At 72.3% G+C, this 12952-nt stretch carries 10 protein-coding genes and 1 pseudogene; 6 read left to right on the top strand and 5 right to left on the bottom strand.

The window, feature by feature from the left end; genetic code table 11:
• Positions 1 to 11 precede the first annotated feature (11 nt).
• The gene (cyc2, locus tag ABT171_RS35930) at positions 12 to 2192 is read right to left on the bottom strand and encodes a germacradienol/geosmin synthase Cyc2 (RefSeq protein WP_351250606.1); all 2181 of its coding nucleotides are present in this window, start codon (positions 2190 to 2192) and stop codon (positions 12 to 14) included.
• 135 nt (positions 2193 to 2327) lie between these two features.
• On the opposite strand from cyc2, the pseudogene ABT171_RS35925 reads away from it, so the two are divergent.
• Together ABT171_RS35925 and ABT171_RS35920 are read left to right on the top strand one after the other, a co-directional pair.
• Positions 2328 to 3101 (top strand): annotated as a pseudogene (locus ABT171_RS35925) (alpha/beta fold hydrolase); the annotation flags it as partial.
• Between the two features lie 380 nt (positions 3102 to 3481).
• Positions 3482 to 4729, top strand: a complete 1248-nt coding sequence (locus ABT171_RS35920; RefSeq protein ID WP_351250665.1) for a cytochrome P450 — start codon at positions 3482 to 3484, stop codon at positions 4727 to 4729.
• A 16-nt stretch (positions 4730 to 4745) separates the two neighbouring features.
• Here ABT171_RS35920 and ABT171_RS35915 read toward each other — a convergent pair whose 3' ends face one another.
• The 3 genes from ABT171_RS35915 to ABT171_RS35905 form a co-directional block, all read right to left on the bottom strand.
• Positions 4746 to 5963 carry a damage-control phosphatase ARMT1 family protein gene (locus tag ABT171_RS35915; protein ID WP_351250605.1) on the bottom strand — a complete coding sequence of 406 codons (1218 nt, stop codon included), beginning with the start codon at positions 5961 to 5963 and terminating at the stop codon, positions 4746 to 4748.
• A gap of 22 nt (positions 5964 to 5985) precedes the next feature.
• On the bottom strand, positions 5986 to 6633 hold the full coding sequence (locus ABT171_RS35910) for a ScbR family autoregulator-binding transcription factor (RefSeq protein ID WP_351250604.1): 648 nt from the start codon (positions 6631 to 6633) through the stop codon (positions 5986 to 5988).
• A gap of 526 nt (positions 6634 to 7159) precedes the next feature.
• Positions 7160 to 7813 (bottom strand): Tat pathway signal sequence domain protein, encoded by a 654-nt coding sequence (locus ABT171_RS35905; RefSeq protein WP_351250603.1) that lies wholly within the window; start codon positions 7811 to 7813, stop codon positions 7160 to 7162.
• A 680-nt stretch (positions 7814 to 8493) separates the two neighbouring features.
• Here ABT171_RS35905 and ABT171_RS35900 point away from each other — a divergent pair.
• The 4 genes from ABT171_RS35900 to ABT171_RS35885 all read left to right on the top strand — a co-directional run bounded on the left by ABT171_RS35900 (position 8494) and on the right by ABT171_RS35885 (position 11378).
• The gene (locus tag ABT171_RS35900; RefSeq protein ID WP_351250602.1) at positions 8494 to 9189 is read left to right on the top strand and encodes a DUF6230 family protein; all 696 of its coding nucleotides are present in this window, start codon (positions 8494 to 8496) and stop codon (positions 9187 to 9189) included.
• A 5-nt stretch (positions 9190 to 9194) separates the two neighbouring features.
• Positions 9195 to 9638, top strand: coding sequence for a DUF6114 domain-containing protein (locus ABT171_RS35895; protein WP_351250601.1), 444 nt, complete (start codon positions 9195 to 9197; stop codon positions 9636 to 9638).
• A 242-nt stretch (positions 9639 to 9880) separates the two neighbouring features.
• Positions 9881 to 10336: a tellurite resistance TerB family protein gene (locus tag ABT171_RS35890; RefSeq protein ID WP_351250600.1), complete on the top strand. Its 456-nt coding sequence runs from the start codon at positions 9881 to 9883 to the stop codon at positions 10334 to 10336.
• Positions 10337 to 10370: 34 nt separating this feature from the next.
• Positions 10371 to 11378: an Lrp/AsnC family transcriptional regulator gene (locus ABT171_RS35885; protein ID WP_351250599.1), complete on the top strand. Its 1008-nt coding sequence runs from the start codon at positions 10371 to 10373 to the stop codon at positions 11376 to 11378.
• Positions 11379 to 11448: 70 nt separating this feature from the next.
• On the opposite strand, the gene ABT171_RS35880 is transcribed toward ABT171_RS35885, so the two are convergent.
• Complete coding sequence (locus ABT171_RS35880) at positions 11449 to 12867, bottom strand: MFS transporter (RefSeq protein WP_351250598.1); 1419 nt, start codon at positions 12865 to 12867, stop codon at positions 11449 to 11451.
• Positions 12868 to 12952: the final 85 nt, after the last annotated feature.

Here is a 12952-nt window from a genome sequence, read left to right as displayed (position 1 = left end):
TTCCGCGACCGTCAGCGGAGCGCCAGGGCCGGACCGGGCGACAGGGCGGGTACGGCGGGTGCGCGGTCGGGCAGGAAGCCGTGCGACCGGCGGCCCAGCCACTCGGCCTTGTAGCGGTCGGCCTCGCGGTGCCAGTTGAGGATCCCGGCCAGCCAGTTCTGCAGATCGAGCACATAGCCGTCCATGGCGGCACGCGCCTGCTCAGGCAGTGCGAAGTCGTCGTACAGCACGGGCAGTTCGTGCGCGATGACATGTTCGAACTGCTGCATGCGCTGGGTCGTCAGGTCGTGTACGACACCGAGCGCCGTCGGATAGTCGACACCGAAGAAGTTCTGCACCACCAGGACGGCGTTGTGGATCTCGCCCTCGTACTCGATCTCCTTCTGGTACGAGAAGATGTCGTTGAGCAGACAGGCGTAGTCGGTGGCGGCGTTCTCCAGCGCGCGCACCGGACCACTGCGGTACACCTCCGGCGGGACGGCGGGGCCGTGGCCCATCCGGCACAGGCTCAGGGTGAGGTCGGAGCCGAAGGTGGCGCGCCGCATCTCCAGGTAGTCGACCGGGTCGGGGATGCGGTTCTGGAGCTGGTTGGACAGCTCCCACACCCAGCTCTCGGTCATCATGTCCACGGAGGCCTTCAGGGTGCGCCGCTCGTCGGCGGTCATACCGGCCGTCGTACGCGCCCACAGGTCGGTGAGCCCCCGCTCCATCGCGTCGGCCGGGACGAGGGCCGGCTCGCCCTCGACGGGCATGCACTGCGACAGCCGGGCCGTGGCCAGGCGGGCACCGGCCAGGTCCCGGCGGCGGCCGTACACCAGTGGGTAGTAGTCGTCGCCGTACGTCCCCCAGGCGAGCCACTGGGCGCTGAGGTCGAGGGCCTCGGGGGTGGCGTCCGGGTCGAGGCCGGCGGAGCACAGCGCGAGGTCCGAGGCGGCGAGTCTGTCCTCGTCCCAGACGCCTTCCTCCAGGATGCCCATGCGGTGCGACCAGGCGACGAGATGGCGGCGGGCGGCGTCGAGGTGGGGGCTCAGCTCCAGCCGGTAGGGCATGTGGAACTCGGGCAGCAGGGAGGGGCCGACCTTCTGGTAGGGCACGTGGGTGTAGGCGCGCAGGCGTTCCCGGGCGGCCGTGGCGAGGAGCGCGCCGACGTCGGCGGCCGAGGTGCCCGGGCCGCTCGGGAGCTGCCAGGGCGAGCCGGGGCGCGCGCCCTTGTTCATGTAGCGGCTGGAGCGCATGTGCCATTCGTGCCCGCCGGACTGCCAGTCCTGGAGTCCCTTGGTGTAGGCGGCGATCGCGGCGGCCTCCGCGGGCGTGAGGCCCTTCTCCAGGGCGACGGCGGGGACTTCGGTGAGCGCGGTGTGCTCGAACTGGTGCAGGCGCGAGGTGAGGATGTCGTTGACGGTCTCGGCGGCCTGCTGGGTCGTACAGCCGAAGAAGGTCTCCAGGACCAGCACGCCGTTGCTGTTCTCGCCCTCGTCCTCGACCTCGCGCTGGTAGGAGAAGAGGTCGTTGCGCAGGTGGACGGCGTCGGCGAACGTCTCCATGAGGACCCGCAGCGGCCGGGTCCCGGCGACGGCGGCCGGCACCTCCGCGGTCGCGTACTCCACGAGCCCGGCCGACCAGGGGGCGCCGCCCACCTTGCGGCGCATCTCGATGTACTCGACGGGGTTGGCGATCCGCCCCTCGTTGATGTTCGACAGCTCCCACATCGACTCGTTGAGCAGGTGCTCGGTGGCCGTGGAGAAGCGGCGGCGCCAGTCCACGGACATGGTCGGCACCGTGCGTGCCCACAGGTCCTTCAGGCCCGCCTCGACGGGATTCCCCGGCTCGGGCACGGGAGTCGACAGGTCGAGCGGCATGAACAGCGGCAGGCGGTCCAGATGGGCCTTCCCGGCGGCGCGGTCCTGGGTGCGCTTGTACATGTCGAGGAAGTGGTCGTCGAAGAAGAACACCCACACGTACCAGTCGGTGATCAGCGAGAGGGCCGGTCCGTCGCAGTCCGGGTGGGTGTAGGCGCACAGGAGTCCGTAGTCGTGCGCCTCCAGGTCGGCCTGCTCCCAGATCCCGGAGCCTTCCAGCATGCCCATCTCGCGCGCCCACCCGGTGCAGTGGGCGCGCGCCTCGTCGAGGTGCGGGTTGAGCCGCGCGGGATACGGCATGTAGAAGTGCGGGAGTTCGAACGGCTGCGTCATGGCCGGGGCCCTACCCGTGGCCCCCCACACGCATCCGGCGCACGGCACATGATCACACCATCGCGTGAACCGCCCGCGAAACGCCCCCTGTCCGGCCCCCTTGCCGTGTTCCCGCGCTCGGGCCACGGTGGGCGCATGACCTCCTTCGTGTTGCCCCACGAGGTGCACGGCGACGGCGCCCACAAGGTGTTCGCCGTGCACGGCTGGTTCGCCGACCGGTCCGCCTACGCGGCCGTCCTGCCGGACCTGGACCGCACGGCCTTCACCTATGTGCCGGTCGACCTGCGCGGCTACGGCGAGGCCCGGGACGCCGGGGGTTCGTACACGACAGCCGAGGCGGCAGCCGACCTGGTGGCGCTGGGCGACCGGCTGGGCTGGGAACGGTTCTCGGTGGTCGGGCACTCCATGGGCGGGGCGGTGGCCCAGCGGATGCTCGGGCTGGCCCCGCACCGGCTGCGCCGGATCGTCGGCGTCTCCCCGGTGCCCGCCTCGGGCCTGCCGCTGGCCGGCGAGCAGGCCGCGCTGTTCACGGACGCCGCGCACCGGCCGGAGAACCGGCGCGCGATCATCGACGTCACCACCGGGGGCCGGCGCCCCGCCGCCTGGCTGGACCGGATGGTCGCCCGTTCGCTGGAGCGCAGCGACGCGCAGGCGTTCCGGGCCTGGCTGGACTCGTGGGCGGGCGACGACTTCCACACCGACGTCCGGGGCAGCGAGGTCCCCGCCCTGGCCGTCGTCGGCGCACTCGACCCGGCCCTGTCGCCCGAGGTCATGCGGCAGACCTGGATGACCTGGTATCCACGCGCCGAACTCGTGACACTGCCGTCCGCCGGGCACTACGCGATGGACGAGTGCCCACTGGAACTCGTCCGCACAGTGGAGGACTTCCTGCGCGCGGACGGCGACGGGGCGGTGGGGGGCGAGGGCCGCGCGGACGGCGAGGGACGGGGGATCGGCGAGGGGGGCCAGGTTGGGGAAGGGCACGGGGTCGGGGAGGGTCGCGCGGTCAGCAAGGGCCGTGCGGTCGGCTGGGGCCGTGCGGTCGGCGAAGGACACGCGGACACCGAAGATCAGCGGACCGGGGCAAGCCGCGCCGTCGGCACAGGGCGCGCGGATGGCCAAGGGCGTCAGGCCCCCGATGCGCGCGCGGGTGCCGGAGGTCACCGGGGTGGTGAGGGCCGGGTCGTCGGTGAAGGGACGGTGGGGGTCGAGCAAGGCGGCAGTCGGGGGCGGGCGGCCGGGGGCGCGGTTGCGGGTAGTGAGGGCGGGGCGGCGTGAGGGAGAGTGAGGTGCCGCCGGTGCCCGATGTGTTCGATCCGCGCCGGTACGCCGCCGGTGTGCCCCATGACGACTACCGCGTGCTGCGCGACCACCATCCGGTCGCCTGGCAGCAGGAGCCGCAGGTGCTGGGCTGGCCGGCCGGGCCGGGGTTCTGGGCGGTGACCCGGCACACGGACGTCGTCCGGGTGCTGAGGGACGCCACGACGTACTCCTCCCACCTCGGCGCGACCCAGATCCGCGACCCGGACCCGGAGGACCTGCCGTTCATCCGTCACATGATGCTCAATCAGGATCCGCCGGAGCACGGACGGTTGCGTCGACTGGTGAGCCGGGCGTTCACACCGGGCCGGGTCGAGCGGTTCGCGGCGCTGGCCCGGGAGCGGGCGCGGATCCTGCTCGCCGGGGCGGTACAGCAGGCGCGGGACGGCGACGGCACAGTCGATCTGGTGGCCTCCGTCACCGACGAGTACGCCCTCCTCAACCTGGCGGACCTGCTGGGCGTCCCGGAGAGCGACCGGCGGCTGCTGCTGCACTGGACGCAGCGGGTCATCGGCTACCAGGACCCGGGCGAGGCCGGTCCCCCCGTACTGGACGAGAGGGGCGAGCCGGTCAACCCCCGCTCCCCGGCCATGCTGAAGGACATGTTCGGCTATGCGCGTCACCTGGCCGCACACAAGCGGCGCCACCCGGCGGACGACGTCATGACCACCCTCGCGGCCGACGCCGAACTCACCGACCCCGAACTGGAGATGTTCTTCTTCCTGCTCACCGTCGCCGGCAACGACACGGTGCGCAGCGCGGCCCCCGGCGGACTGCTGGCACTGGCGGAACACCCCGAGGCGTACCGGGCTCTGCGCAGGGGGAAGGTCCCACTTCCCACCGCCGTCGAGGAGTTGTTGCGCTGGCACCCGCCCGTACTGACCTTCCGCCGGACCGCCGTCCGGGACACCGAGCTGGCGGGGCGACGGATCCGGGCCGGTGACAAGGTCGTGGTCTTCCACGCCTCGGCCAACCGGGACGAGCGGGTCTTCACCGATCCCGCCCGGCTCGACCTGACCCGCTCACCCAACCCGCACGTGTCCTTCGGCGACGGCCCGCATGTGTGCCTGGGCGCCCATTTCGCACGGCTCCAGCTACGGCTGCTCTACGACGAGGTGCTGGGCGCACTTCCCGAGCCGCGGCTCGCCGGACCGGCCGAGCGGCTCGTGTCCAACTTCATCAACGGCGTCAAGTCACTCCGGGTCCACGCCGCTTGACCGTCGGGAACGCCCGTCACCCGGCGTCGGTCTGGATCAGCGCATGCGTACCGCTGGTGCGCCAGCGCCGGCCCTCGGTCGCCACCAGCGCGGCCTCGGTCGCCGCGGACAGGCCGGTGATCACATCGGACTTCAGGGTGCGCAGCGCGGCGACCGGGCCGGGGAAGTAGGCGGTGGTCTCCCGGAAGGGCGTGGTCGGCGGCCACAGTCGGTCGCCCACCAGACGCCGGTAGTTGAGGTCGCCCTTGAAGACGGTCAGCGTGGCCGCGGCGAACTCGGCGCGCAGGTCGTCCGGCATCTCCGCATACGGCAGCGGAGCGCACGAGAACGGGTGGGCGCGCACGGTGAGGCGGCCGTCGGCCATCGCCGACCAGAGCACGCGCGCGTACTCGACGGCCGCGCCGGAGGCGGTGCGCAGCCGGTGCAGCGCGTCGACGACGTCGGCGGTCGTGGCGTCGGAGACGTAGTACGGGTACGGCTTGACGTGCAGCACCGCCCGCGCCGCCCGGCCCTCGGCCAGGAGGTGGGCGATCAGCAGCAGGTCCGGGACGAGTTCGCGGCCCGCGTTGTCGGCGACCAGGACGAGCGTGGCCGCGCCTCCGGGTGGCAGCAGCGACCACAGGGCGGCGCTGTCGTCGGCGACCAGTGCGGGGACCGAATCCCTGATCACGGTGCCCTCGGCACCCTGGCCACCCTCGGCCCCCTCGTCGCCCTCGACGGAGAGCCGGAAGCCGAGGTCGGCGCGGTTGCCCCACAGCGAGCCGTGCAGCAGGGCGCGCGCCCGCTCCTCCTCGGGCAGACCGGGCAGGACGTCCAGCGCGGCCAGTTCCTCGTCGGTCTCCGGTGCGTCGAGTTCGGCGCGTTTGAACGGGCGGAAGGGGTCGATGCCCTGCCAGGCGCCGGGGCCGACCCAGCCGACGGCGTCGAGCAGCCGGCGGTAGAAGTAGCTCTCGGACCACAGCCACGGCACGTCGTACCAGGAGCGTCCGGCGCACCCGGACAGGCCCCACTCCTGCCACCGGTCCAGGTCCGGGGCATCGGCGGGCAGCGGCTCGACCGTGCCCTGTGTGCAGCTCTTCAGCAGCTCGTCCAGCGCCCGCTGCTGCCGGGGGCCGTACGGAAAGGCGTCCCGTACCCGGCGGATGATCGCGGGGTGGCGTTCGGCCAGCACGCTGTGCGGGAACGAGCCGGGTTCATTGCCGAGGATCACGGGTGCGAACGGGGTGTCGGGCATGTCCGTCACCGTAGCGCGGGCGTCAGGCGGTTCTGGTCTCCCGCTCCAGCTGCGTGGCGAGGGTGACGTAGCGGGGGCGGCGGTGCACCGGGACCAGGCCCCGGATCAGGAGGTGCCACATCTCTGCGACCCGGCGCGGAAGCCGTCCGGCCGGTTCGAGCGAGCGGCCGGCCACCCGGGTGCCGACGAAGAAGGAGACGAGGGAGTGCGCGACGACGCCGATGTCGAGGTCGCTGTGCACATCGGCCTCTCTGACGGCCGCGGTGAACTTCCGGGTCGCGAAGTCCAGCCACTCGGTGAACGGGTGCCGCAGCGGCGGCCGTACGGCGACGCCGGCGGTGGCGAGGCGCAGCGCGGCGCGCGGCACCGGGTCCTCCACAGCGAGCCGGGCGACCCCGAAGGTGATGCGCATCAGGGCCTCCAGCGAGGAGTAGCCGCGGCTTTCGACCTCGGCGACGAGCTTCCGGGCGGCCCGGGCGTTGAGTTCGAGTATGGCGTGGGCGAGGTCCTCCTTGGCGGCGAAGTGGAAGTACAGGGCGCCCTTGGTGACCTTCGCGTGTGCGACGATGTCGCTCAGGCTGGTGGCCTCGTAGCCCTGCCGGTCGAACAGATCGGCGGCGGCCGTGATGATCGTGGCCCGGGTCTGCTCGGCGCGTAACTGCCTCGCCATCCTGGAACCCCTCCTCGCGACTCGAACGAACGGGACATGCGGTTTGTTTTTAACCCCTTGCACACGATAACTCACCCATGAGCAGCGAGAGTCCGGGCCGGCAGGGCCGAGGGCGCGACACGTGTCACCGACGCGTCCGGCTGCGGGCGGTTCCCCGGCGGTCCGTGAACGGACGAGACCAGAACGGCGCCCCCCTTCGTTGCCCGACCGCCCTCGGCGGCCGTGGGGCGGCGAGTGCCGGATCCCATGATCGCCACGATACGAGGCCGACGGCCGGCTCCTCAACGGGGTCTGGAAGCAGGCGTGAAACATCCCAACCGGTCGGTGCTTTCGCGCCCCTGACTGCCCGATGCGCCGGTCCGGCGCGCCGGTTCACGTGATGTCGGATCCTGTACACCGTCCGGGGCAGAACACAACACCGCGCCGGACACCTCCTGCTCGTGTCCGGCGCGGTGTTCACAGAGAAGGGGACCGCGGGTGCGGGCGCGAAGGGCTGAGACGCCGCCGCACTACCCGCTGTTGTGGCTCAGTTGACGTAGACCCGGGCACCGCCGTCCGTCACGGGGGCGTACTCGGCGGTGAAGTAACCGTTTGCGAAACACAGCGACGAACCGGAGGACTTGGTGAACTTCTGGTTGGTGAAGCTGATGCTGCTGTCGGTGTTGCCGGTCTTCCCGGTCAGGCTGGGCGCCTGGTAGACGCATGTGATGGTGCCCAGCAGGGTGCGCAGCTTGACCGTGGTCTGGATGGTGGACCCGCTCGCGGGCGACACGGTGAGGGTGCCGTCGGAGGCGACGGTCGCCGTGTAGGGCAGGTGGTCGACGGTGATGCCGCTGACGCCGGTGACGCCGGTGACGTTGCTGGTGCAGGAGGCGGGGTCGAAGGTGTGCCCGGTGACGGACTCGGTGGCCGTGCCGGGGGCGGTCGGGTTGCCGGTGACCGTGGCGGTGAACTGGGAGGACGTGCATGTGACGCCGCTGGTGCCGGTCGCGCTGGAGTAGAGCGTCGCGGAAGTGCCGGAGGCCAGGGGGGCGGTGAGGGTGTCGCCGGTCGCCACGGCGGAGCCGCCCGCACCGCCGGTGGTGAGAACGGCGCTGCCGTCGGCGGAGGCGGGGGCGGCCACCGCGAGGGCGAGTGCGGTGGCGGTGCCGGCGAGGGCGAGGAGGGGTCGGGTACGCATGCGGGTGCCTCTTTCCTGGGTGGGGTCCGGGTGAGGTGGGTTGGGGGGTGGCGGGTGACGCCGCTTTCACGGGCGCGGTGAAGGGGGCGCGGGTGGTGTGCGCGGTGCCGCCGGCGCAGGGCCGTAGCGCCTTCTCCGTACGCGACGGACCGGCGACGGCGGCAGCCCGGGCACCGGCCGCGGGCCCCGGACACCGGCCGAAGGCCCGGGGGAAGGCCTTCGGCCGGTCCGGCGCCGACCAGCCGGCGACAGCCGGGAACGGGCGGGCACGACCAGGGGGGTTGACCGTGCGCCGCCGCACCGATGTAAACGGTTTCCCCGGACTGAGGTGAGCGGCCGGCTGAGACGGCCGGGGACGCGGCCGGTGCCGCCCGGCGGATCCGGCGCCACGGATCCGTGAAACAGGGGAAGTTGTAGACCTGATGAGCTGTCAACGTCAAGGCGTCCAGGGGTAGTTGTGATGTGCGGTCGCGCCTCGCGCACATCCGACACCCTTTTTTCACAACTCCCTTGACCCTTCAAAGTAACCGGCGGTAACTTCCTCGCAGGCTACTGCCGCGTAACGAGAAAGCCCTTGCCCCGTCGGGATGCGAGGAGGCGTACGCGGCAGTCGCTGTCCGCGCCAGGACACCGCGCCGCTGAAGCCCAACCCGCATTGATCCATGCCCATGGGAGCAGACATGGCCTCGTCCCCGGACGTCCCGTCCGCCGGAAACACCCCCGAGAACCCGGGAAGCGGTTCACCGTCCGCAGAGCAGCAGGCCACGGCCGCCGGGGTCACCGAGAGACGGGGGCGGGTCCGGGCCCGCCGGGCCGCTGTGATGGCGGTGCCCGCCACGCTCGTCGCCGCCGGTCTGGCGGTGCTCACCGCACAGGGGGCGCTGGGCGTGCAGTTCGCGATCTCCGGCATGCCGTTCACGGTCACCGCGACGGAACTCAACGGAACCGGTTTCGAGCAGTTCGGCGGCCTGGACACCATGGCGGACGGCAGCCCGAACGCCGGGGACAGCGGCGGTCAGGTACTGGTGGTGACCTCCGCGATCAAGAAGGCCACGCTCACCAAACTGTGCCAGAGCGTCGACCTCGGCGGCACCAATCTGCTGATCACGGCGGGAAGCGGTGCGCACAAGGTGACCGCGAGCGACCTCACCACCGATTCCACGAAGCTGTCCGGCAACGCGGCATTCAAGAACATCGAGATCGGCAACGACGCCAGCACATTGAACAAGGCGAACGCGAAGGGGCCGATCGGCGTCTTCAGCCAGCAGGCCGACACCGTGCACATCGGCAATCTGCGGCAGACCAACTACGCGACGACCGCTGGCGTGTTCAGGCTTCCCGGCCTCAAGCTGCGTTTCAGCAGCTCGGGTTGCTGACCGCGGTGACCGGCCGTCCACGTCGGGGCGCGCGAGCCGCCTTCCGTGGCTGGCGGGCCCGTCGGCCGTTCTGGGGCGGGCTGCTGCTCGCCCTGGCCGGCGGGGAGATCCTGCTCACCGAGAAGGCCTCGCTGAAGGTCGTGACGCACATCGGCATGCAGGGGCTGGCCGGCTACCTGCTGCCGACACTGCTGGGGCTGCTGGGCCTGCTGGTCCTCTTCAACCCCGCGCAGCGGCTGTTCTACTCCCTCACCGGCGTCCTGGTCTCGCTCGGCACCTGGGTCACCTCCAACCTCGGCGGCTTCTTCGTCGGCCTCCTGCTGGGCATCACCGGCAGCTGCCTCACCTTCGGCTGGCTCCCCGACCAGGAGCCGCGCGCCGGCCGCCGCACCCGCCGGAAGCAGTCGAGGGAGGCAACGGGCGGAGGGGTGGAGGGCACGGCCGCCTGACAGTGCGGCGGCGTACGGTGCACGCAGTGTCCGGCCGACACGGCGAGAGGCACACCGAGGGCTACCCGCGCCGGCCGCCCCGCGCACACGCCGCAGGCCCCACCAGGGCTGGTGGATCCTCGCCGCGGCGAGAGCCGGAGCGTACCGGGAACTTCCCGGCCGTCCCATGAGTTTCTACGGTGTTGTAGAAGTTTCCGCCGGTGTGCCCCGGGAGCACCCGGCTGATGACATGAGGAGTGCGCATGGCCCTGTGGGACCGCGTCAAGGAGTCCGCGTCGCAGATGCAGACGCAGTTGGTGGCGAAGAAGAACGACCTGAAGAGCGGCGCGTTCCGCGACGCGAGCATGGCGATGTGCGCGCTCGTGGCCGCCGCCGACGGGACCGTGGACCCCTCGGAGCGGCAGCGGGTGGCCCAGCTCATCGCGACGAACGAGGTGCTGCAGAACTTCCCGGCGGACGACCTCAGGCGCCGCTTCGAGGAGAACCTGAACAAACTGACGACCGACTTCGACTTCGGCAAGGTGAGCGTGCTGCAGGAGATCGCCAAGGCGAAGAAGAAGCCGGCCGAGGCGCGGGCCGTGGTCCAGATCGGCATCGTGATCGGCGGCGCGGACGGCGACTTCGACAAGACGGAGCAGGCCGTGGTGCGCGAGGCGTGCTACACGCTGGACCTGCCGCCGCACGAGTTCGACCTCTGAACCGTACGGGCGTTGTTGCGGGCAGGATGGGGGCATGCTCGACGATCTCGACCGTGCCCTCATCCACGCCCTGCACCTGGACGGCCGGGCGCCGTTCAGCAGGATCGCCGAGGTGCTCGGTGTCTCGGCGCAGACCGTGGCCCGCCGCTACCGCCGGCTGCGCACGGAGGCCGGGCTGCGCGTGGTCGGCCTCGCCGATCCGGGCCGTGCGGGCCGCACCCAGTGGCTGGTCCGGCTGACGGCGACGGCACGCTCGGCGCAGGACATCGCCGGGGCGCTGGTGCGGCGGCCGGACACCTCCTGGGTGAAGCTGACGTCGGGGGGCACGGAGATCACGGCGGTGATCCACGCCCCGGCCGAGGACGCCTCCCCCGGCTCCCTCCTGCTCCACGACGTCCCGCGCACCGGGGGCATCACCGCCGTCTCGGCGCACTGTCTGCTGCACACCTACGTGGGCGGCCCCGCCAACTGGCGGCGCAGCGCCCAGGCCCTGGACGAGCAGCAGCGGGCCGCACTGGAGTACCGGGAGAACGCGGAGGGCGTACGGCAACCGCGCCCGGAGGACGGCGAGTTGCTGGCCGCGCTGGAGCGGGACGGGCGGGCCGGACAGGGGGAGCTGGCCCGGGTGACCGGCTGGTCGCCCGCGACGGTGTCCCGGCGGCTGGCCGAACTGCGCGCGGCGGGCGCGCTGTTCTTCGACGTGGAGGTGGATGCCGGGCTCTTCGGCGTCCGGACCCGGGCCCTGCTGTGGCTGTCGGTGCGGCCGGCGGACCAGGAGAAGGTCGCGTTCGCCCTGGCCGGCCATGACGAGCTGGCCTTCGTCGCCGCGACCACCGGCCGCACCAACCTGGTCGCCCAGGCCCTGTGCCGCGACCCGGCCGACCTGCACCGATATCTCACGGGGCGGCTCGGTGCACTGCGGGAGATCGACGCGCTGGAGACCAGCCCGGTGCTGCGTACGCTCAAGGCGGCGAGTCCGGTACTGACGGATTCGGCTCGCCCGCGACTCCGGGGGACGGTGCCTACCCACCGGGCCGGTTGAGACCGTATGCGGCCGCGGGTGCGTGGGCGGCTGGTCGCGCGGTTCCCCGCGCCCCCTCAGGGAGCTGCGGTCAGCCGCGTCCGCGTCGCGCCGCAGCTGCGGGCCCCTCCCCCGCACCGACCCTTCCGCTCGCCGCCCAGGCCACGGCCAGCAGCACCACCGCCGCCCAGCAAGCCGCCTGCGCCGCACCAAGGCCCTTCCCCGCCAGGTACACACTCCCCAGCACCGCCACCCCCAGTGTCGCCCCGAGTTGCTGCACCGCGTTGAGCAGCCCGGCCGCCGAGCCGACCTCGTGCGGGCGCAGGGGACGCAGGGCGAGGGTGAAGAAGGCGGGCGTGAACAGGCCGGCGCCGAGGCCGACGAGGGCGAGGGCGGGCAGCAGCGCGGCCGGGTAGTGCCCCGGCGTGGTCGTCCGGTACGCGGCCACGGCGGCGAGCAGTCCGGCCAGCAGCGCCCCGAGCCCGTACGGCATGACCCGGCGGCCGTACCGCCGTACCAGCCGCGAGCCGGCCCACCAGGAGGCGAGGGCGAGCCCCGCGGACCACGGCAGCAGGCTCAGTCCGGACGCCAGAACGCCTGTGCCCGCGTCCAGTTGGAGCTGGAGGACGACCACGACGGTCAGCCCGTTGGTCACCGCGAAGAAGGCGGTGGAGGTGACGAGAGCGGCCGGGAAGCCGCGGTGGGTGAACAGGCTGGGCTCCACCAGGGGCCGGGCCGTGCGCCGCTGGTGGCGGGCGAAGCCGGTGAGCACGAGCACTCCGCCGCCGAGCAAAAGCCAGTCGACGACGGCGAGTTGACGGAGGTCGCCGCCGATCAGCGGGTACACCAGGAGTCCGGTGCCGAGCGCCGCCAGGGCGGTGCCGGGCCAGTCGAGGGCCGGGCGGTGCGGGGCGCGGTTCTCCGGCAGGTTCCGGGCGAGGGCGAGGACCACGGCGGCCACCGGCACGTTCACCAGGAACGCGGACCGCCAGGACGAGCCGAACAGATCGGCATGCGTCAGCACACCGCCGACGACGGGTCCGCAGACGGCGGCGAGGCCCATCACCGGTCCGATGCTGCCCAGCGCCTTCGCCGTCTCCTCCCCCGAGAACATCGCCTTGATCAGCCCGATGGTCTGCGGGATGATCAGCGCCGCCGCGGCACCCTGTACGGCCCGGAAGGCGATGAGCAGCCCCGGTGACGGCGCCAGGGCGCAGGCGACGGACGCCGCCGTGAACACCGTGACGCCGAGGACGAACATCCGGCGCCGGCCCGCGATGTCCCCGAGCCGCCCGCCGGTGATCAGCAGCACGGCGAACGGCAGGGTGTAGGCGGCGCCGAACCACTGCACGTCCGAGACCGGCCCGCCCAGGTCGGCGTGGACGGCCGGTGCGGCCACCTGTACGACGGTCGCGTCCAGCAGGTTCATCGCCTCGCCGAGCAGCAGGGCGGCCAGGCCGGGCCAGCGCCCGCGCCGGGGAGTGGCGGCAGCCACGCGTTCCGTGATCATGGGATTCCTCTCACGCTTGCCGAGGGGACCGGCGACCGGCCCCGGGCCAGCGTGAGAGATCAGGGGAGGCGGGCTCCAGCAGGAG

The organism is Streptomyces sp. NPDC001851, assembly GCF_040297165.1.
GTDB lineage: Bacteria > Actinomycetota > Actinomycetes > Streptomycetales > Streptomycetaceae > Streptomyces.
The sequence above is the reverse complement of the archived record's forward strand: the minus strand, read 5'-3'. Positions and strand labels throughout refer to the sequence as shown.

Coding starts and splice junctions, on each gene's coding strand:
- cyc2 (WP_351250606.1), bottom strand. CDS start 2,192: ATGACGCAGCCGTTCGAACTCCCGCACTTCTACATGCCGTATCCCGCG.
- ABT171_RS35915 (WP_351250605.1), bottom strand. CDS start 5,963: ATGCCCGACACCCCGTTCGCACCCGTGATCCTCGGCAATGAACCCGGC.
- ABT171_RS35910 (WP_351250604.1), bottom strand. CDS start 6,633: ATGGCGAGGCAGTTACGCGCCGAGCAGACCCGGGCCACGATCATCACG.
- ABT171_RS35905 (WP_351250603.1), bottom strand. CDS start 7,813: ATGCGTACCCGACCCCTCCTCGCCCTCGCCGGCACCGCCACCGCACTC.
- ABT171_RS35900 (WP_351250602.1), top strand. CDS start 8,494: ATGGCCTCGTCCCCGGACGTCCCGTCCGCCGGAAACACCCCCGAGAAC.
- ABT171_RS35890 (WP_351250600.1), top strand. CDS start 9,881: ATGGCCCTGTGGGACCGCGTCAAGGAGTCCGCGTCGCAGATGCAGACG.
- ABT171_RS35885 (WP_351250599.1), top strand. CDS start 10,371: ATGCTCGACGATCTCGACCGTGCCCTCATCCACGCCCTGCACCTGGAC.
- ABT171_RS35880 (WP_351250598.1), bottom strand. CDS start 12,867: ATGATCACGGAACGCGTGGCTGCCGCCACTCCCCGGCGCGGGCGCTGG.